Below are 19523 nucleotides of genomic sequence, written 5' to 3' on the forward strand. Positions count from 1 at the left end.
GCGGCCGGCGTGCGACTGACACGCGACCGCGGTGCACCAGCGTCAGAGCCGCGCGGCACCGGGCCGCTGCAGGACTCGAAAGGCTTCGCACATGTTCAGCACTCTTGCTCGCACCCTCCTCGTGACCGGCACCGTCGCGGCCGCCACCCTGGTCGCCGGCAGCGCCTCAGCCTCGGTCACCAACACCCGGTCGGAGGTCCACTTCGCACCGGCCGACGCGGTCGTCGCCACCTGTGCCGACGGCAGCGAGATCGGGCTCGGGTTCGACATCGTCCGCAACATCCACGACACCTACGACGACGACGGCACCCTGCTCCAGGAGTCCCGCAACGTGAACTTCACCGGCATCTTCGAGAACCTGTCCACCGGTGAGCAGTACGTCTTCCAGGGCACCCGTATCGTCACCTTCGACTTCGTGGCGGGCACGCTCTTCGGCCGTGGCAACTACCGCACGGTCACCCTGCCGCACGCCGGCGTCGTGCTGCACGCGGCCGGCATGCAGGTCATCGACCTGGAGACCGGCCTGCTCATGGAGAGCGCCGGGGCCGCCATCGACGAGTGGGTCGCCGGACCCGGCGCCGTCTGCAGCCTCTTCGGTCTCGAGGGGCCATGACTGCTCCGCGTGCCACGCGAACGAGCCCGGGGAGATCCCCCCGGGTTCGTTCGCGTCGGTGACTACTTCTTGAAGGCGTCCTTCACGTCGTCGACCGCGTCCTTGACGTGCTCGCCGGCCTGCTTGGCGTTGGCCTCGGCCTGGTCGCCGCGGCCCTCGGCCTCGAGGCTCTCGTTGTCGGTGGCGTCACCGACCGTCTCCTTGACCTTGCCCTTGGCCTCTTCGGCCTTGTTCTCGATCTTGTCGTCGATTCCCATGCCGCCACCTTCGCACCAGGCGGGGTGAGGCACCCCACCCTCTCGGGTTAGACCTGGACGGCGGCGCCGGAGGCGATCAGGGACTCGACGTCCTCGATGCCCCAGGCCGTGAGAGCCTCGCGGGTGTGCTGGCCGGGGCCACCGGGCGGCGGCGTACCGAGCGTGGGCGAGGTACGTGAGAACCGCGGGGCCGGGGACGGTTCCTGGCCGATCCCGCGGTCGGCGTACACCGCCCGCTCGACGAGGTGCGGGTGCTCGGCCGCCTCGGCCATCGTCAGCACGGGTGCCGCACACGCGTCGGTGCCGTCGAAGACCTCGGCCCACTCTGCGAGCGGGCGGCCACGCACGGTCTCGGCGATGAGCTCGCGCAGCGCCGGCCAGGCCGCGACGTCGTTGCGGTCCGGCGCCGTCTCGCGGATGCCCAGCCCGTCGACGAGCGCCTCGTAGAACTGGGGCTCCAGGGCGCCGATGGCGAGGTGGCGGCCGTCGGCGGTCTCGTACACGTCGTAGTACGGCGCGCCGCCGCCGAGCAGGTTCACGTCGCGGCGGTCCTGGGCGAGGCCGCCCGCGAGGTGCGCGGCGTACATGGCGTTGAGGTGCGCGACCCCCTCGACGATGGCCGCGTCCACGACCTGGCCCTGCCCCGAGGTACGGGCCTCCAGCAGGGCGGCCAGGACGCCGACGACCAGGTACGTCGAGCCGCCGCCGAAGTCGCCGACGACGTTGGCCGGGAAGTGCGGGCGGGCCGGGTCCTGGCCCCAGCCGTACAGCGAGCCGCCGACCGCCAGGTACGTGAGGTCGTGGCCGGCCGTCTGCGCCAGCGGCCCGGTCTGCCCCCAGCCGGTCATCCGCCCGTAGACCAAGCGCGGGTTGCGGGCCAGGCACGCGTCCGGCCCGAGGCCGAGCCGCTCGGTGACGCCGGGCCGCAGCCCCTCGACGAGCACGTCGGCCGACTCCACCAGCGTGAGGACCGTGGCGACGGCCTCGGGGTGCTTGAGGTCGAGGGCGACGCTCGGCCTCCCCCGGGTCAGGAAGTCGTGCTCGCCACCGGAGCCGAACTGACCGCCGGGCCGGTCCACGCGGATGACGTCGGCGCCGAGGTCGGCCAGCGCCATGCAGGCGTGCGGCCCGGGACCGATGCCGGCGAGCTCCACGACGCGCACGCCGCGCAGCGGCCCGGTACCCCGCCCCAGCTCGACCGTCACGGCTGGAGCACCCGCCGCAGGAACTGCCGGGTCCGCTCCTCGCGCGGGTCGCCGAAGATCTGGGCGGGTGGTCCCTGCTCGAGGATCGCGCCGTCGTGCAGGAAGCACACGGTGGTCGCCACGTCGCGGGCGAACGTCATCTCGTGGGTGGCCAGCACCATCGTCGTACCCTCCCCCGCCAGCCGCCGGATGATCTCCAGCACCTCGCCGGTGAGCTCGGGGTCGAGGGCGGCGGTGATCTCGTCGAGCAGGAGCAGAGCAGGGTCCGTCGCCATCGCCCGCGCCATCGCGACCCGCTGCTGCTGGCCGCCGGAGAGCCGGTCCGGGTGCTCGCGCGCCTTGTCCGCGAGCCCGAACGCCGTGAGCAGCTCCATCGACTTGGCCTCGGCCGTCGCACGGTCCACGCCGTGCGCCTTGCGCGGCGCCAGGGTGAGGTTGTCGAGCACGGTCAGGTGCGGGAACAGGTTGTAGGCCTGGAAGACGATGCCCATCCGGCGGCGTACGGCGCGCGCGTCGACCCGCGGGTCGGAGATCTCCTGCCCCTCGAAGAAGATCGCGCCGTCGTCGATGTCCTCCAGCAGGTCGAGGCAGCGCAGCAGCGTGGACTTGCCGGAGCCCGACGACCCGATGAGGCAGACCACGTCGTGCGGCTCGACGACCAGGTCGATGTCGCGGAGCACGACCTTGTCGCCGTAGGCCTTGCGGACGTTCTCGGTGCGCAGGACCTCGGTCACCGGGCCCCCGCTCGCTCACGCCGCATCATCCGCCGGCCCAGCCAGTCGGTGAACCGGGCCAACGGGATGGTCAGCGCCACGAACAGCGCCGCCACCACGACGATCGGGGTGTAGTTGAAGTTGTACGACGCGTAGTCCTGCGCCGTGAACAGCGCGTCGAACACGAAGATCGACGACAGCAGCGCGGTGTCCTTCTGCAGCGACACGAAGTCGTTGAGCAACGGGGGCACGACCCGCCGGGTCGCCTGGGGGAGGACGACGTAGCGCATCGCCTGGCCGTGCGAGAGCCCCAGCGCGTCGGCGCTGGCGACCTGCGACGGGTGGATCGAGTCGATGCCGGAGCGGAAGACCTCCGCGACGTACGCGCCGTACGACAGGACCAGCGCGCCGCAGCCCAGCCAGAACGTGTCGGTGGTGACGCCCTGGAGCTGGAGGGCCGGGATGCCGAAGCCGGCCAGCACGACCACCAGGATCGTCGGCACCCCGCGGAAGAGGTCGGTGTAGAAGACCGCCAGCAGCCGCACCGGGAACATGGCGGCCGACGTCGTCGACCGCACCACGGCCACCGCGGCACCGAGGAGCAGGATCAGCGGCTCGGCGATCAGGAAGAGCAGGACGTTCTTGCCGAAGCCCTTCAGCACGTCGGGGAACGCCGCCTTCGCGTCCTCCCACGAGAAGAAGAACTCCTTGACGCGCGGCCAGCCCGGCGAGGACGTCACCCCGAGGACGAGCAGCCCGATCACCACGACCGTGGCGACCGTGGCGATGGTCCCCGACCGCAGCCGGAGCCGTCGCCGCAGCGCGTCCCGCTCGACCTGGCGCGCGCTCGGCGTCCAGTCGGCCTCGGTCGGGGGCATCCGCTACGGGGTCAGCTCGGGGACGTTCGCCACCTGGCTGAGCCACCGCTGCTCGATCGCGTCGAGGGTGCCGTCCTCCCGCAGGGCGGCGAGCGCCTCGTTGACGCACTCCACGAGCGGGGACCCCTTCTCGAAGAGCATCCCGAACTCCTCCTGCTTGCCGCTCTCAGGCTGGAACTGGCCGACGATCGTGCCCTTGGAGAGCTCCGCCGCCACGATGTAGAAGGCCGTGGGCAGGTCGACGAGGATCGCGTCCACCTGGCCGTGCTGGAGCGCCTGCGTCGCACCGGTCGTGTCCTTGAACACCACGGGGTCGGAGTCGGGCTGGATCAGGTCGCGGATCGCGGTCAGCGAGGTCGTGCCCGTCTGGGCGCCGATCTTGAGGCCCTTCAGCTCCGCCAGGGTGGTGGCCCCGTCCGCGGGCGAGCCCTTCAGGGTGACCACGGCCTGCGCAGCGGCGTAGTAGCCGTCGGAGAAGTCCACGACCTGCGCCCGCTGGGCCGTGATCGAGATCTGGTTGATGTCGAAGTCGAACTTGCCCTGCTTGCCCGGCGCGTACGACGAGTTGAACGGCACCTTGGTCCACTGCACCTGGTCGCCGGTGAAGCCGAGCTTCTCGGCCACCGCGTAGGCGACCGCGGACTCGAAGCCCTCGCCGTTGGTCGGGTCGTTCTTGGCGAACCACGGGTCGTACGCCGGGGAGTCGGTGCCGATCGTCAGGGTGCCGGGGGTCCGGACCGCGCCGGCCGCACAGGCCGCCGGATCCGCCGCGGTGGACTCCGACGTCGTCGCCGAGGGCGACCCCTCGTCGGACCCGGTCGAGGTGCTGCTGTCCACGGGGGCGCAGCCGAGGGAGAGGAACAGGAGAGGGGCCATCCCGAGAGCCAGACGGCGCAGTCGCATGCGCGCATAGTAGACCTGGCTTGCTGACTTTCGGGTCAGTGATGCGCGTGGTGGTCGCTGCCGTGCAGCTCGTGCACGACCGCGTGGCCCTTGCCGCGCCCGATCATCCAGTGGTTGACCGGGACGGTGACCACGAAGGCGATGGCGAGGGCCGCGGCCAGGGTCCACCAGAACAGCGCGCTGCTGAGCGTCGCCGCCATCGCCCCGGGCACCAGCACCAGGAACGCGTTGTCGACGACCTCCATGGTCAGGATCGAGACCGTGTCGGCGGCCAGCGCGGTGCTCACGGCCGCGCCGACGCCGAGGCCCGCGCGGCGTACGGACGAGAAGGTGAGCAGGTAGCCGAAGAAGAACGCCAGCACGATCGCCAGGACCAGGCTCGGCACGGTGGACCAGCCCCACCAGGTGGCCAGCACCATGCCCAGCACCTCGCCGATGGCGCAGCCGGTGAGGCAGTGGAGCGTCGCGCTGACGGCGGTCTTCCAGGAAGCGGTCATGGTCGTCACCATATACCCCCCGGGGGTATCGGATCAATGCCGCGTGAGCGGTCTCACCTTGCCTGTTACCGGCGAGTAGGGTCGACTGACCGCGTGAGCCGGTACCCGCACCTGCTGGAGCCCGTGACCCTCGGCGACCTGACGCTGCGCAACCGGGTCGTCATGGGGTCGATGCACACCGGGCTCGAGGACCACCCGTGGGACCTGCCGAAGCTCACGGCGTACGCCGCCGAGCGTGCCCGCGGCGGGGTCGGGCTGATCATCACGGGCGGGTACGCGCCGACCAAGCGGGGCTGGCTCAAGCCCTTCGCCGCGGAGATGACGACGCGACTGCAGGCGATGCGGCACCGCGACCTGACCGACGCCGTGCACGCCGAGGGCGGCGCGATCGCGATGCAGGTGCTGCACGCGGGGCGCTACGCCTACCACCCGTTCAGCGTCAGCGCGTCGGCGAAGAAGTCGCCCATCACGCCGTTCCGCCCGAGCGCCTTGTCGACCAAGGGGGTCGACGACACGGCGACGGCGTTCGCCCGGTCGGTGGCGCTGGCGCGGAAGGCGGGGTACGACGGGGTCGAGATCATGGGCTCCGAGGGCTACCTGGTCAACCAGTTCCTCGCCGCGCGCACCAACGACCGCACCGACCACTGGGGCGGCTCGGCGCGCAACCGGATGCGGTTCGCCGTCGAGGTCGTCCGGCGCTCACGGGAGGTCGTGCCCGAGGGGTTCCCGATCGTCTACCGGATCTCGCTGATCGACCTGGTCGAGGACGGCCAGACCTGGGAGGAGGTCGTCGAGCTCGCGCACCTGCTCGAGGAGGCGGGTGTCACGGTGCTGAACACCGGCATCGGCTGGCACGAGGCGCGGGTGCCGACGATCATCACCCAGGTGCCGCCCGGCGCCTGGCGGTCGCTGACCGCACGGCTCAAGGCCGAGGTGTCGGTGCCCGTCTGCGCGTCGAACCGGATCAACTCCCCCGAGATGGCCGAGGAGATCATCGCCTCCTGCGGCGCTGACCTGGTGTCGATGGCCCGGCCGCTGCTCGCCGACCCCGACTTCGTCCGGAAGGCCGCCGAGGACCGCGCCGACGAGATCAACACCTGCATCGCCTGCAACCAGGCCTGCCTGGACCACGTGTTCTCCAACCAGCACGCCACCTGCTTGGTCAACCCCCGGGCCGGCCGGGAGACGTCGCTGGTGCTGCTCCCGCTCCCCTCGGTCCCCGCCGCCCCGGCGCGGGTCGCGGTCGTGGGCGCCGGGCCGGCGGGCCTGGCCGCGGCGGTGTCCGCGGCCGAGCGCGGCTTCGCCGTCACCCTGTTCGAGAGGTCCGACGCGATCGGCGGCCAGTTCCGGCTGGCCATGGCCGTGCCCGGCAAGGAGGACTTCGCCGAGACGCTGCGCTACTACGCGCGCAGGCTCGAGGTGCTCGGCGTGACGGTCCGGCTCGGGACCGAGGCGTCGGTCACCGACCTGGCGCTGTTCGACGACGTCATCGTCGCCACCGGCGTCGTGCCACGGCTCCCGGGCCTGGAGGGGATCGACCACCCGAGCGTGGCGTCGTACGCCGACGTGCTCAGCGGCCGCGTCGTGCCGGGACGCCGGGTCGCGGTCGTCGGTGCCGGTGGCATCGGCGTGGACGTCGCGCACTTCCTGGTGCACGACCCGGCCGACGGCCTCGACGAGTGGATGGCGCACTGGGGCGTCGGCGACCCCGCGCTGTACGCCGGCGGGCTGACCGAGCCGAAGCCGCGCACGCCCGCGCGCGAGGTGACCCTGCTCCAGCGCAAGAGCACCCCGATCGGGATCGCCCTCGGCAAGACCTCCGGCTGGGCGCACCGGGCGGTGCTCAAGCAGGCCGGCGTCCGGCTCGTCAGCGGCGTGACGTACGACCGCGTCGACGACGACGGCCTGCACGTGACCGTGGACGGAGCACCCGTCACCTACGAGGTCGACACGGTCGTCCTCTGCGCGGGGCAGGAGTCGGTGCGCGGGCTGTACGACGACCTGGTGTCGACCGGGAACACCGAGGGTCGCTGGCTCATCGGCGGTGCCGACGTGGCGGCCGAGCTCGACGCCAAGCGGGCCATCGAGCAGGGCACCCGGGTCGCCGCCAGCCTCTGACAACTCCCGCCCGGTCGGGTGCGTCCCACGGGCGTGGAGGTCACCCGGCGCGCGCTCCTCGCTGGGGTCGGCCTGGCGTGCACGTCGTGCGGGTCGCTGCCGGACGTGCCGTCGGTGGCTCCGGGCCGGCGGCTGAGCGGCGTGCTCACGTCGCAGGCCCGGGGAGGGCTGCGCTGCGGCTGGACCATCGCCTGGCCACCCGGCCGGCGGCGGGGCCTCCCCGTCGTCGTGGTGCTGCACGGTCGCGGCAACGACCACGCGTCGGCGTTCAGCAGCGACTACCTCGCGCTGGACCGGTACCTCGCCCGGGCCGTCGGGCTCGGGACCCCGCCGTACGCGCTGGCCGGCATCGACGGCGGCGAGGCCTACTGGCACGCCCGAGCGGACGGCGACGACCCGGCCGCGATGGTGGTCGACGAGCTGCTGCCCCTGCTGTCGCGCCACGGGCTGGACACCGGGCGGCTCGGGTTCCTGGGGTGGTCGATGGGCGGGTACGGCGCGCTGCACCTCGGCGGCGTCCTCGGGCCGTCACGCGTCGCGGCCGTGGCGGCGATGAGCCCCGCGCTGTGGCACGAGTACGCCGACTCGGCCCCCGGCGCGTTCGACGACGCGGCCGACCTCGCGGCCAACACCGTGCTGGGCCGGCAGTCCGACCTCGACGGCGTCGCGGTCCGCGTCGACTGCGGGGACGGCGACCCCTTCGCCCCGGTCACCCGCGACTACCGCGCCGGCTTCGACGTACCTCCCGCCGGCGGCATCGAGCCCGGCGACCACGAGCTGGCCTACTGGCGCCGGCTGGCCGGCCAAGAGCTCGCGTTCCTCGGGGCGCATCTGTGACTGCTGCGTCGGTGCCAGCAATCGCGCGATCGCGCGGATACTGCAGATCTCCGGCCGCGAAACCTGTCATACGGGCGCGATCGCGCGGAAATCGGCACCCCGAGCCCACCCCCCCCCGGCCGGCGTCGGGGACGGCTACTTCAGCAGGCCGGCCTTCTTGGCCAGCTTCTCGGCCAGCTCGGCGGGGTCGAGGGTGCCGGCGAGGATGCGGGACGTCGCCCAGCGCGAGGTGTCGATGCCGGAGAGCTTCTCGAACAGGGGCAGGTCGGGCGCGAAGCGCTCGGCGAGCCGGAGCACGTCGTCGGCCATCGGCGGGCGGGCGTCGACGTCGGGGCTGGCGTTCTTGGCCTGCGGCGCCGGCGGGTCGACGAACTTCCCGATCTCGAGGAAGTCGGTCAGCGTGTCGAGCAGGGTGTCCCGGTCGGTCACCACGTCGACGAAGTCGAGGAGCAGCCAGCGCGAGCGGTCGGGGTAGATCTCGAAGGCGCGCTCGAGCTGGGAGCCGTAGAGGCCACGCGCGACCAGGGCGCGCTTGCGCAGGTCGCCGGGCTGCCAGCCCTCCGGCACCCGGTCGGGCACGGCGTCGAAGGTGTCCTGCGCGATCGCCTGCGCGAACTGCGGGAACCCCTCGTGCCGGGCGTAGTCCATCTGCCACTGCGAGAACGCCCGCTCGATGGGGTCGCGGAAGCTGGCGATGAGCTTCATGTCCGGGTCGTAGGCGTGCATGCGCTGCAGGGCGCCGGGCCAGAAGAGGTACGCCGGGGTGTAGTCGCCGGCGATCTTCTGGCGCTCCGTGCGGCGCGGGGAGTGGTACGCCGAGTAGTCGGGATTCTCCCAGTCCAGGAAGTCCTTGTCGAAGAAGTGCCGCTCCTTGCGCTCGCCGCGGGCGACGTGGCGGTGGCGCAGCAGGTAGAAGGCGATCGTGCTCGTCGCGGCCTTCTGCACGCCGACCAGCGCGAACGTGATGGGCAGCGTGCCCCGGTCCGTGTCCGGAGCGGGGTCGGCGGTGGCGCGGTGTGGCTGGACACTCATGTGTCCGAGCACCTCCTGAGTTCGCATTCAAGGCCGATCGATCGCCCGCCAGTCTCTCATAGAGACGCTCCCGGGCCGCCTTCGGTTCGCCCCGGAGGCCGCGCCCGTGGCCTGCCAGTAGCGTGCCCGGGTGAGCCTGATCCGCGACCTCAGCGACGACGAGGCGCGCGCCGCGCTGCCGCAGAAGTGGGGCTCGGTCGCACCGGGCGTGATCCCGGCGTACGTCGCCGAGATGGACTTCGCCCCCGCGCCGGTCGTCCGCGACGTCCTGGTCGACGCCGTACGCCGCGGCGTCACCGGGTACCCGCCGAACGACGACCTCGGCCTCGGCGCGGCGTTCTCGGCGTTCGCCGGCCGGCACTGGGGCTGGTCGCCGCCGGAGAAGGCGACCGTCGTCACCGGCGACGTGATCGGGGGCATCCACCTGGCCCTGGACGTGCTCTGCCCGCCGGGCCCGGTCGTGGTGCCGTTGCCGTGCTACCCGCCGTTCCGCGAGGTCGTCGCGGTGGCCGGCCGTGAGCTGGTGCCGGTCCTCACCGACCCCGACGCCGCCACGGCCGGCCTCGACCTCGAGGGCCTGGAGGGTGCGTTCGCCGGCGGCGCCCGGACGCTGGTCCTCTGCAGCCCGCACAACCCGCTCGGCCGCGTGTGGACCCGGCCGGAGCTCGAGTCGGTGCGCGACCTGACCGCCCGGTACGGCGTGCGCGTCGTCGTCGACGAGATCCACGCGCCGCTCGTCCTCCCGGGTGCCACGTTCACGCCGTACCTCTCGGTCGACCCCACCGCCGTCCTCGTCACCAGCCCCTCGAAGGCCTTCAACACCCCGGGGCTGCATGCGGCGCTGGTGGTCGTGCTGGACCCGGCCGAGCAGGAACGGCTGCGGACCGTGCCGCTGCCGATGAACAACCTGTACTCGCCGCTCGGGATGCTGGCGGCCGTCGCGGCCTACACCGACGGCGACCCGTGGGTCGCCGACCTCGTGGACCGGCTCGACCAGCAGCGGACCCTGCTGGGCAAGCTGCTCGCCGAGCGCCTGCCGCAGGCGCGGATGCGGCCGCTCGAGGCGACGTACCTGCCGTGGATCGACCTGCGTGCCTACGGCGTGGACGACCTCGCCGGGCCGGCGCTCGCGCTGGGGCTCCGCCTCGCACCCGGCCAGAGCTTCCAGCCCGGCCTCCCCGGGCACGCGCGGCTGAACCTCGCCACGTCACCCGAGCGGCTCACCACCATCGTGGACCGCCTCGCTGCGAGCATCCAGGCGCCCACTCCTTAGGCTGGGTCCGTGAGAACGACGACCATCGGGTGCGGCTACCTCGGGACCACCCATGCCGCGTGCATGGCCGAGCTCGGGTACGACGTGCTGGGCCTGGAGGTCGACCCGGCGAAGCTGGAGCTGCTCCGCCAGGGGATCGCTCCGGTCTACGAGCCGGGGCTCTCGGAGATGCTGGCCCGGCACGTGGAGTCCGGCCGGCTGCGGTTCACCGACTCCTACGAGGAGGCCGGGCAGTTCGGCGAGATCCACTTCCTGTGCCTCGGCACCCCTCAGGCGCGCGACGGCCTGGGCGCGGACACCAGCCAGGTCGAGTACGCCGTGACGCACCTCGCCCCGCACCTCACCGGCTCGGCGATCCTGGTCGGCAAGTCGACCGTCCCGGTCGGCACCGCGGAGCGGATGGCCGACATCCTCGACTTCCTGACCCCTGAGGGGGTGGAGTCGGACCTGGCCTGGAACCCCGAGTTCCTGCGCGAGGCCCACGCCGTCGACGACACCCTCCGCCCGGACCGCATCGTCTTCGGCGTGCGCTCGGAGACCACCGAGAAGCGGCTCCGCGAGTTCTTCGCCCCGGTGATCGACCACGGCATGCCCGTCGTCGTGACGGACTACGCGACGGCCGAGCTGGTGAAGGTCACCGCCAACTCGTTCCTGGCCACCAAGATCTCCTTCATCAACGCGGTCGCCGAGGTGTGCGAGGCCGCGGGGGCCGACGTCGTCGCCCTGGCCGACGCGATCGGCTACGACGACCGCATCGGTCGCAAGATGCTCGGCTCCGGCGTCGGGTTCGGCGGCGGCTGCCTGCCGAAGGACCTCCGCGCGTTCCAGCACCGCGCCGGCGAGCTCGGCGTCGACCACCTGATGACCCTGCTCGGCCAGGTCGACGCCATCAACCAGCACCAGCGCGACCGCGCCCTCCAGATCGCCAAGGCGATGATCGGCGGCCGCCTGCTCGGCGCCCGCATCGCGGTGTGGGGCGCGGCGTTCAAGCCCGGCACCGACGACGTCCGCGACTCACCCGCCCTGACGATCGCCGGCCAGCTGCACCTGCGCGGCGCGAAGGTCACCATCCACGACCCCAAGGCGGGCGCGACCGCCGTCGAGATGTTCCCGACGATGGGCTACGCCGACGACCCGGTCGAGGCCTGCCGCGACGCCGACCTCGTCCTGCACATGACCGAGTGGCCGGTGTTCCGCGAGGTCGACATCGACGCCGTCTCCGCCGTCGTCGCCCGCAAGCAGCTCCTCGACGGCCGCAACATCCTCGACCTCAACGCCTGGCGCGCCGCCGGCTGGACCGCCCGGGGCCTCGGCCGCCACTGACCCGCCCATGGTGGTCGCGCCGTGAGGCCGGCCACGGCCGAGCGTGTCGAGACCCTGGTCACCGGGTCTCGACACGGGCTCGCTGGCGCTCGCCCGGCTCGACCACCATTCACGGGCGGGGGCGATCGTCGTCGTCGACCTCGAGCAGGCGGCTGGGGGAGAAGCCGGGCCGGATCTCGGCGACGCGTGACGGGTCCAGCAGGTAGTCGTCGTCGACCTGCCAGGTGTGACCAGAGGCGTTGCGGCGGAGCAGGTAGCCGAGGCCGTGGGTGCGGTACGTCGCGGCGCCGGCGCGCTGCACGGCCGCGATGAGCTGGGCGTCGACGAAGCGGCGTACCGACCGGAAGCCGCCGACGGACCGGAGCAGGCCGCGCTCGACCATCATCGTGCCGCCGGCGACGAACGGCGCGTACAGCTCGGCCTTGTGCCCGCGCCTGACGGTGACGTCCTTCTCGACCAGGTAGTGGAACTCCGCCGGGGCGCCGACCATCTCGGCGCCGGAGTAGGAGCGGGCCAGGAGCAGGTCGGCGACGAAGTCGCGGCCGTACCAGTCGTCGTCGTCCATCTTCAGCACCAGGTCCCCGTCGGCGGCCCGGACGCCGGCGTTCAGCACGTCGCCGAACAGCACCGAGGAGTCCTGGGGTCGCACCACGACCTGCTCGGGCCCGTGCGCGCGCACGACGTCCGGGTCGGGCTCGAAGCCGTGCGCGGCCAGCACCAGCTGCAGGTCGACGCCACGCTGCCGGCGTACCTGCCGCAGCGCGAACGCGAGCATCTCCGGACGCCGGGTGGCCAGGACGACGCTCACCGAGGGCTCGGCCGCGACCCGTACGCCGATCCGCGCGGCGGTCCGCCGTCGCCAGGAAGCCGTCGACCACGTCGCGTGCGCGATGCGGCGCTGCCGGACCGAGTGCTCCTCGCGCGCCAGCGGGTCGGCGAGGTCCACCCGTACCTCGGAGTCGTCCAGCACGACCGGGACGCCGGCCATCGAGAGGACCGCCGCCCGCGCCGCGTCCCCCGGCTCCTCGATGCGACCCGTCACACCGGCCGCGGGTCGCAGCGAGCGCACCACCGCCTCGGTGACACGCTCCCCGCGCAGCGAGGCGAGCTCGACGACCGGGCCGTCCGTCACCGCCTCGAAGCCGATGGGGTTGTAGACCCGCTCGTCGTACGGGCCGACGAGGTCCCGACCCACCCGGATCGGCACCCGGCCGGTCACGTGGTGCTCGGCGAGGGGTCCGTCCGCGGCGAGCACGACGTCGGGAGGGACGTCGCGCTCGGCGACCGACACGACGGGGCCGGACCCGTCGTCGACGACCAGCCCGGCGGCGCTCCCGACGGCCGGCCACACCGAGAGCCGCCCCAGCTCGCGCACGACGTTGGCGACGCGGACCCCCTGCTCGAACCGGGCCACGACGAGGTACCCGTCGCCCACCGGCTGTGACCGGAACGCCTTCATCGCCGGCCACTCCGGCCGCGCCACCAGGCCGGGGGCGGCGTCCAGGTCCGCGATCCAGACCGCGACGGCCGGCGTCCGGACGGCGTGCGGGAGGACCACCGCCCGCAGCGCCGCCCGGTCGGCGACCACGACCAGCACCCGCTGGTACTTGCCCGAGTCACCCACACCCGAGGCGGACGTCAGCACCAGGTGGTCGCCCGGCTGGTCCAGGAACGACCGGACGGCGTCCGGGTACGACGACGGGTCAGACATCGACGGGAGCCCACGACGGCAGCCGGCGGACCAACGGCCGCTCGGCCCGCGGCAGCCAGGAGTTCGCGACGTGGTCGATCACGTGCACCCCGGACGGTGCCTCGATGCGCACCAGGCCCGGCACCTCCTCGGCGCGGCCGGCCGCGATCGCGGTGTACACGTCCCACTCACGCGCCTTGCGCGGCGCCCTCGCGCGGTCGAAGTCGCCGGCCGTGCTCCAGTGCGCGAACTCGTCCGCGTCCAGCCACTTCAGCTCCACGCACAACCCCTCCGGCGCCACGATCCGCTCGGAGCTGTCGGGGAACTCCCGCACCTCCCACTCGAAGGCCTTCACGAACGTGAACTCCGGCCCCATCGGGTAGACCCACGGTTCGAGGAACTTGTAGCCGAGGTCCAGCCACGCCTCGGAGTCGCTGACGATGGACAGCGGGTGCCGCGGGATGGCGACGACCGCGCCGGAGTCCTCCAGCTGCCAGGAGAGGTCCGCGAGGTACGCGACGCCCTCGCGGGTCAGCACCATGTCGCCGTCCCACTTCATGGAGTAGGTCGTCCGCACGTGCGCGAACGACCAGTTGTAGAAGTGCGTCAGGGAGTGCACGGACTTCGGCGGGGTCGTGAGGTGCTCCGTGCCGGCCCGGCTGACGCGGAACGGGTACGTCGCCAGCGTGAACCGGTCGCTCGCTCCGACCGAGGCCGCGACCTCACGGGCCACCTCGGCGGTGCCGTCGTCGGACTCGTTGTCGACGAGCACCACGTGCTGCACCGCCTCGAACATCGGGGGCAGCACCCAGGGCAGGTTGCGGGCCTCGTTCTTCACCCGGAACACGCACGTGAGCCCGGGGGTCAGCGGCCCGTCGTGCCACGCCCAGCGGACGTCGTACTCGGGATATCCCTCCAGGCAAGGGATGTCGGGGCGCGCCAAGGGGTCAGCGCTCCCGGCCGATGGCCCTGCGGATGCCGCGTCGCGCGGACGCCGGCACCAGCGCGCGCAGGCCGTGCGGGATCAGGTCCGCTCCCCGCCCCTCTCCGAGCGGCGGGCGGCCGGCCGCGCCGTCGGCGTACCCCTCGCGGCGCGCGGCCAGGGAGCTCGACGACGCGATCGCCTCGGCCTCCTCGTAGAAGGAGGCGTACGCCGCCCGCATCTCGTCGAGCCTGGCGTGCACGTCGGGCCGGTCGCCGCCGTCGTCGGCCAGCTTGTCGAGGGCGGCCCAGGTCTCCTCGGCGATGTCGCGCAGGCGGGCCGGCACGTCGATGTCGTCCCAGGTGAGCTGGACGCGGCGGAGGTCCGGGTCGATGAACTGGTGCACCCGGCGGATGTCGTTGGCGGACGCGGACTTCACCGCGAACAGGTCGAAGCGCTGGCCGATGCCGAACAGCGGGATCGTCCAGTCGGTGAGCAGATCCTCGTACCGCACGAACGCCCGCTGCGAGCCCCGGGTCGCGCGCTCGGTGTGCAGCATCATGTTCACCCACGCCGCCGTGCGGTCGGTCTCGCCGAAGCGGGTGGAGTAGTAGCGCTGCTTGCTGCCGACCACCTCGGTCACCGGGCGGAGCATCGTGACGTACGCCGGGGTGGCCTCGCACCGCAGCGCCGCGGACCGCCAGAGCCCGAGGAACCACGCCAGCCGCGGGTCCTTGACCACCAGCTCCGGCGCCTCGGCGAACTGCTCCTCGAGCCAGGTGTGCAGCCGCGTGCGCAGCCGTTCGAGGTTGGCCAGCTTGCCGGCCTCGAACCAGGCGGCCGGGCGGGCGTCGGAGACCGCGACGTTGCAGCGCTGGAGCAGCTCGGTGTGCAGGTCGACGACCCACTGCGGCTCGCCGAAGCCCTTGGGGTTCGTCTCGTCGGCGACCACCTCGGGCTGCGGCACGTGCATCCCCAGCGTCTGCAGCGCCCCGGACATCGTCGAGGTGCCGCTGCGACCCGAGCCGACGACGAACACGACGCGGCGCTTGGGCGGGACGGCGAGCACGCCGGGCTCCGGCGCGGGGTCGGTGGCTCCGTCCTTTGCCGGGTCCATGGCCGGCCCCGTCACCGGCGCCCCAGCAGCGAGGCCAGCCTGGCGCCGAGGGAGCCGGTCGGCCGGGACCGGGGCCCGGGCGCCGTCGCGGATGCCGTCGCGGCCGGCTTCGCGGCCGGGGCCTCGGCCGGCTCCGCCTCGTCGTCCTCGCGGTCGTTGCCGTCGGGCGCCCCCGGCGCGAGCGGGACGTCGTCGTAGTCCCACGCCGCTCGCGGGTCCTCGGCCTTCCCGGCGGTGCCCTGCAGCCGCGGACGGTGCACCTCCTGGCACGGCCAGAACCCGACCTCCGCCGCCTCGAACGTGAACGCGCCGAACAGCTCGTCGAGCACGTCGTCCAGGAACTCCCCGGACTTGATGACGCGGTGCGCGCGGGCCATCGCGGCGGTGCGCTCGATCCGGGCGACCGAGCCGTCGGGCATCCGCACGAGGCGGAGACCGTGGTGGCTGCGCTCCAGGTTGTTGAGCAGGCGGGCGACCGTCTTGTGGGTCGGCGCCCAGTCGGCGTTCTCGAGCGTCATCCGGAACATCGCCGCGCACCGGCCCTCGGGGAGCTCCTCGACCAGGTGCACGCGCGGGTCCCCGACGTACGACTCGTAGACCAGCCGCGTGTCGAGCATCGGGTCGTCGAGGGGGTTGCACCGTTCGTCACCGAGCTGGCTCCACGGCCCGACCAGGACCACGCCGAGGTCCGGGAGGGTGCTGTTGAGGACGGCGTCGACCGTGGCGATGACCGGGTGGAAGTCCAGGCCGCGGGTGTCGAGGACGACCTCGAGGTACGGCACGGAGTAGAGCCGCCCGGCCCGCCGCTTGTTGCGCAGCTCGGGCAGCCGGTCGGAGAGGAAGACGTCGTTGTAGTCGTTGACCTCGTCGCGGCGCTTCATCACGTTGGTGCGGCCGAGGTGCCAGGACTTCGCCTCGCGGTCGGGGATGAAGACCGCGCCGGCCTCGCCGAGCCGGTAGCCCAGCGCGATGTCCTCGCCGAGGCGGAGCGAGGTGTCCATGCCGCCCGAGGAGAGGTACAGGTCGCGGGTCAGGGACGCGGTCGCGCCGACGTGCATGCGCAGCGCGCGCGGGCCGATGGTGCGCAGGTCGTCGAACCGGGCGTACCACCGCTCGACCCAGTCGTGCAGGTCCTTCTCCTGGCCGACGAAGTAGTCGCCCAGGCGGCCCTCGGCGACCGCGTCGCGGACGCCGGCCGGCGTCACGTCGTACAGCGGCTGCGGGTCGACGAACCACTTGTGGCCCAGCACGACGCCGTAGTCGATCTCGTGGTGCCAGCGCAGCTGCGCCTCGACGTGCTCGCGCTCGGGCAGCATGTCGGCGTCGAGCCAGTGGATGACGTCGCCCTCGGCGGCGATCGCGCCGGTGTGGCAGGCGTTGGCCCGGCCCCAGCCCTGCTCGACGCGGATGATGCGCGCGTTGTCGGGCCGGACCTCGGGCAGCTCCAGCGGCGGCTGCCCGGCGTTGGCACCGTCGTCGACGACGATCAGCTCCATGAGGTGGCTGGGGTAGGACTGCACCGCGAGGCCGGCGAGGACGTAGGGGAGCGTCTGGTGGGCGCCGTACGCCGGCATGACCAGGCTGACGCTGAGGTGCGGCTCCCACTGGCCGAGGGGAGGCACGAGCAGGGAGCCCCACTCGTTGCGGCGTACCCGCGGCTGCGAGCTCGTCATTGCCTCCACCCGTTCGGCCGGCGGTGTCCAGTGTGGTCGGGGCCGCCTCCTCGGTCCGGCAGCCTAGTCCTCCCGTCGAGGCTACGGCACACGGGCGCGCGGCCCACCCACCTAGGCCCCCGCCCCTAGACTCGCGCCATGTCCGAGGTCGACGAGCTGCGGGCCGAGGTGGCGCGGCTCAGGGCCAGGGTCAAGCAGCTGCGCGACGGCCCGGATCACTGGATGGGCGAGCTGTCGTACGTGTTCGTGATGACCTACGGGCGGTCCGGTTCGACCCTGTTGATGGGCCTGCTGAACACGATCCCGGGGTACCTCATCCGCGGCGAGAACGACGACGCCCTGCGGTTCCTCTTCGACTTCCACCGCACGTGTGTGGAGCGGTCCTCCTACTGGCCCATCGACCGGGTGCGCCGCAAGACCGACGCGTTCTACGGCATCGGTGACTTCCCGCCCGCCCTGTCGATCGCCGACACCCGCCGGCTCGCGGTGGACACCCTGCTGCGGCCCAAGCCGGACACCCGCGTCACGGGGTTCAAGGAGATCCGGTGGTGGCGCCACGACGACCTCGACGCGTACGTCGCGTGGCTGCGCGAGGTGTTCCCCGGCGCCCGGTTCCTGGTCAACACCCGCGACCACGCCGACGTGCTCAAGTCGAAGTGGTGGGCCAAGGGCGACGACAAGTCCGCCCACCTCGCCGACATCGAGCGCCGCCTCCTGGAGACCGCCGACCGCCTCGGCGACGCGGCGTACCGCGTCCACTTCGACGACTACGTCGCCGATCCCTCGGTCCTCGCCCCGATGTTCGCGTGGCTCGGGGAGGAGTACGACGACGCCGAGGTACGGGCGACCATGGAGCGCAAGCACTCGGTCTGACTGGCCGTCGTCGGTGCCAGTTATCGCGCGATCGCGCCGAAATGGCAGATTTCCGGATCGAGAAGGTGCCGAACCGGCGCGATCGCGCTGAAACCGGCAGACCTGGATAGCACCGCTAGCCCGTGGCCTGCTCCGCCGCGTGGCCCTGGGCCTTGATCATCTCGGCGAACCACTGGAAGGACCGCTTGGGCGTGCGCTCGAGGGTGTCGTAGTCGACGTGCACCAGGCCGAAGCGCTGGGAGAAGCCCTCGGCCCACTCGAAGTTGTCCATCAGCGACCACGTGTAGTAGCCGCGCACGTCGACGCCCTGCGCGATCGCGGTGGCGACGGCGCGCAGGTGGGAGTCGAGGTAGTCGATGCGCGGCTGGTCGTCGACCACGCCGTCGGCGTCCGGGCCCATGCCGTAGGAGCAGCCGGACTCGGTGATCATGATCGGCGGCAGCGCGGCGCGGTACCGTGCGCGCAGGATGATCAGCCACTCGCGCAGGGAGTCGGGGACGACCGGCCAGCCGAAGTCGGTCTTGTCGTAGCCGACCAGGTCGACGAACTCGAAGGGGTTCTCGTCCTCCTCGTCGAGGTTCGCCGCGACCCGGAGCGGGTTGTAGTAGTTGACGCCGTAGAAGTCGACGGGCTGCCGGATCGTCACCATGTCGCCGTCCTGGATGGCGTCCTCGAGCAGCGGCATGATGTCGCGCGGGTACCTGCCGAGCAGCATCGCCTCGGTGAACAGGCCGTTCCAGAGCGCGTCGAAGAGCTTGGTGATGCCGACGTCGGCCGGGTCGTCGGAGGCCGGCCACATCGGTGAGTGGTTGTTGGCGCAGCCCACGCTCTCGGCGCCGGCCCGGCGCAGCTCGATGGCCGCGCGGCCGTGCCCGAGCAGCAGGTGGTGGGCGACCGGGAAGGCGTCGAACATCAGCTTGCGGCCGGGAGCGTGCTGGCCGAGGGCGTAGCCGTTGAACGTCGCGACGTTCGGCTCGTTGACGGGGACCCAGTGCTCGACGCGGTCGGCGTACCGCTCACCGACCAGCGCGGCGTACTCGGCGAACGCCTCGACCGTGTCGCGGTTCAGCCAGCCGCCGTCGTCCTCGAGCGCCTGGGGCAGGTCCCAGTGGTACAGCGTGACCATCGGCGCGATGCCGGCCTCCAGCAGGCCGTCGAGCAGGCGGTCGTAGAAGTCCAGCCCCTGCTGGTTCGGCGTGCCCCGGCCCTTGGGCAGCACGCGTGGCCAGGAGATCGAGAACCGGTACCCGCCGACCCCCAGGTCGCGCATCAGCGCGATGTCCTCGGCGTACCGGTGGTAGTGGTCGCAGGCGACGTCGCCGGTGGCGCCGTCCTTCACCCGGCCGGGTGCGTGGCTGAACGTGTCCCAGATGCTCGGGCCGCGGCCGTCCTCACCCGCGGCGCCCTCGATCTGGTACGCCGCGGTGCTCGTGCCGAAGCGGAATCCCGGGGGCAGCTGAGGGAAAGCCCCTCCGGTCGGCACGCTCATGGTGGCCAACATTCTGGCGGATGGTCCCGCGGCGCGCGGCGGAACGCCAACTCCCCCGATCGGTGGCCCGGACTGGCCCGAACGGGTGGTGCCCCGCTGTCCGAACGGTG

Annotated in this window: 18 protein-coding genes; 6 read left to right on the plus strand and 12 right to left on the minus strand. The window is 72.5% G+C overall.

The features are described 5' to 3' along the window. Nucleotides 1-91: 91 nt before the first annotated feature. The gene (locus ISU07_RS01975) at nt 92-613 is read left to right on the plus strand and encodes a hypothetical protein (protein ID WP_194705063.1); all 522 of its coding nucleotides are present in this window, start codon (nt 92-94) and stop codon (nt 611-613) included. A gap of 62 nt (nt 614-675) precedes the next feature. Here the strand turns inward: ISU07_RS01975 and ISU07_RS01980 are convergent, their stop codons facing one another. The 6 genes from ISU07_RS01980 to ISU07_RS02005 are packed head-to-tail and all read right to left on the minus strand — an operon-like array spanning nt 676 to nt 5066. Further along, nucleotides 676-870, minus strand: a complete 195-nt coding sequence (locus ISU07_RS01980; RefSeq protein ID WP_194705064.1) for a CsbD family protein — start codon at nt 868-870, stop codon at nt 676-678. 47 nt (nt 871-917) lie between these two features. Then, on the minus strand, nt 918-2075 hold the full coding sequence (locus tag ISU07_RS01985; protein ID WP_194705065.1) for a CaiB/BaiF CoA transferase family protein: 1158 nt from the start codon (nt 2073-2075) through the stop codon (nt 918-920). Then, nucleotides 2072-2809: an amino acid ABC transporter ATP-binding protein gene (locus ISU07_RS01990; protein WP_194705066.1), complete on the minus strand. Its 738-nt coding sequence runs from the start codon at nt 2807-2809 to the stop codon at nt 2072-2074. The genes ISU07_RS01985 and ISU07_RS01990 overlap by 4 nt, the downstream gene beginning before the upstream one ends. Then, entirely contained in the window at nt 2806-3666 is an 861-nt protein-coding gene (locus ISU07_RS01995; protein WP_194705067.1) for an amino acid ABC transporter permease, read from the minus strand. The genes ISU07_RS01990 and ISU07_RS01995 overlap by 4 nt, the downstream gene beginning before the upstream one ends. A 3-nt stretch (nt 3667-3669) precedes the next feature. After that, complete coding sequence (locus ISU07_RS02000) at nt 3670-4569, minus strand: ABC transporter substrate-binding protein (RefSeq protein ID WP_194705068.1); 900 nt, start codon at nt 4567-4569, stop codon at nt 3670-3672. Between the two features lie 35 nt (nt 4570-4604). Continuing rightward, nucleotides 4605-5066 carry a DUF4396 domain-containing protein gene (locus ISU07_RS02005; RefSeq protein ID WP_194705069.1) on the minus strand — a complete coding sequence of 154 codons (462 nt, stop codon included), beginning with the start codon at nt 5064-5066 and terminating at the stop codon, nt 4605-4607. Between the two features lie 93 nt (nt 5067-5159). Here ISU07_RS02005 and ISU07_RS02010 point away from each other — a divergent pair, with 93 nt between their 5' ends. Beyond that, the gene (locus tag ISU07_RS02010; RefSeq protein ID WP_323742370.1) at nt 5160-7184 is read left to right on the plus strand and encodes an NADPH-dependent 2,4-dienoyl-CoA reductase; all 2025 of its coding nucleotides are present in this window, start codon (nt 5160-5162) and stop codon (nt 7182-7184) included. 33 nt (nt 7185-7217) lie between these two features. Further along, nucleotides 7218-8021 (plus strand): alpha/beta hydrolase, encoded by an 804-nt coding sequence (locus ISU07_RS02015; protein ID WP_323742371.1) that lies wholly within the window; start codon nt 7218-7220, stop codon nt 8019-8021. A 135-nt stretch (nt 8022-8156) separates the two neighbouring features. Here ISU07_RS02015 and ISU07_RS02020 read toward each other — a convergent pair whose 3' ends face one another. Beyond that, on the minus strand, nt 8157-9053 hold the full coding sequence (locus ISU07_RS02020) for a hypothetical protein (RefSeq protein ID WP_194705072.1): 897 nt from the start codon (nt 9051-9053) through the stop codon (nt 8157-8159). Nucleotides 9054-9183: 130 nt separating this feature from the next. On the opposite strand from ISU07_RS02020, the gene ISU07_RS02025 reads away from it, so the two are divergent. Continuing rightward, nucleotides 9184-10326 carry a MalY/PatB family protein gene (locus ISU07_RS02025; RefSeq protein ID WP_194705073.1) on the plus strand — a complete coding sequence of 381 codons (1143 nt, stop codon included), beginning with the start codon at nt 9184-9186 and terminating at the stop codon, nt 10324-10326. A gap of 9 nt (nt 10327-10335) precedes the next feature. After that, a complete protein-coding gene (locus tag ISU07_RS02030; RefSeq protein ID WP_194705074.1) occupies nt 10336-11649 on the plus strand; it encodes a UDP-glucose dehydrogenase family protein in 1314 nt (437 codons plus the stop codon). Nucleotides 11650-11758: 109 nt separating this feature from the next. On the opposite strand, the gene ISU07_RS02035 is transcribed toward ISU07_RS02030, so the two are convergent. The 4 genes from ISU07_RS02035 to ISU07_RS02050 are packed head-to-tail and all read right to left on the minus strand — an operon-like array spanning nt 11759 to nt 17051. Beyond that, complete coding sequence (locus tag ISU07_RS02035; RefSeq protein ID WP_194705075.1) at nt 11759-13360, minus strand: glycosyltransferase; 1602 nt, start codon at nt 13358-13360, stop codon at nt 11759-11761. After that, complete coding sequence (locus tag ISU07_RS02040) at nt 13353-14282, minus strand: hypothetical protein (RefSeq protein WP_194705076.1); 930 nt, start codon at nt 14280-14282, stop codon at nt 13353-13355. Before ISU07_RS02040 ends, ISU07_RS02035 begins: the two co-directional genes overlap by 8 nt. A 4-nt stretch (nt 14283-14286) precedes the next feature. Continuing rightward, a complete protein-coding gene (locus tag ISU07_RS02045) occupies nt 14287-15378 on the minus strand; it encodes a sulfotransferase family protein (protein WP_194705077.1) in 1092 nt (363 codons plus the stop codon). A gap of 11 nt (nt 15379-15389) precedes the next feature. After that, nucleotides 15390-17051, minus strand: a complete 1662-nt coding sequence (locus ISU07_RS02050; protein ID WP_194705078.1) for a glycosyltransferase — start codon at nt 17049-17051, stop codon at nt 15390-15392. 138 nt (nt 17052-17189) lie between these two features. Here ISU07_RS02050 and ISU07_RS02055 point away from each other — a divergent pair, with 138 nt between their 5' ends. Next, nucleotides 17190-17924: a sulfotransferase gene (locus ISU07_RS02055; protein ID WP_194705079.1), complete on the plus strand. Its 735-nt coding sequence runs from the start codon at nt 17190-17192 to the stop codon at nt 17922-17924. 115 nt (nt 17925-18039) lie between these two features. Here ISU07_RS02055 and ISU07_RS02060 read toward each other — a convergent pair whose 3' ends face one another. Further along, nucleotides 18040-19413: a GH1 family beta-glucosidase gene (locus tag ISU07_RS02060; RefSeq protein ID WP_194705080.1), complete on the minus strand. Its 1374-nt coding sequence runs from the start codon at nt 19411-19413 to the stop codon at nt 18040-18042. Between the last annotated feature and the right edge of the window lie 110 nt (nt 19414-19523).

Source organism: Nocardioides islandensis, assembly GCF_015352455.1.
Lineage (GTDB): Bacteria > Actinomycetota > Actinomycetes > Propionibacteriales > Nocardioidaceae > Nocardioides > Nocardioides islandensis.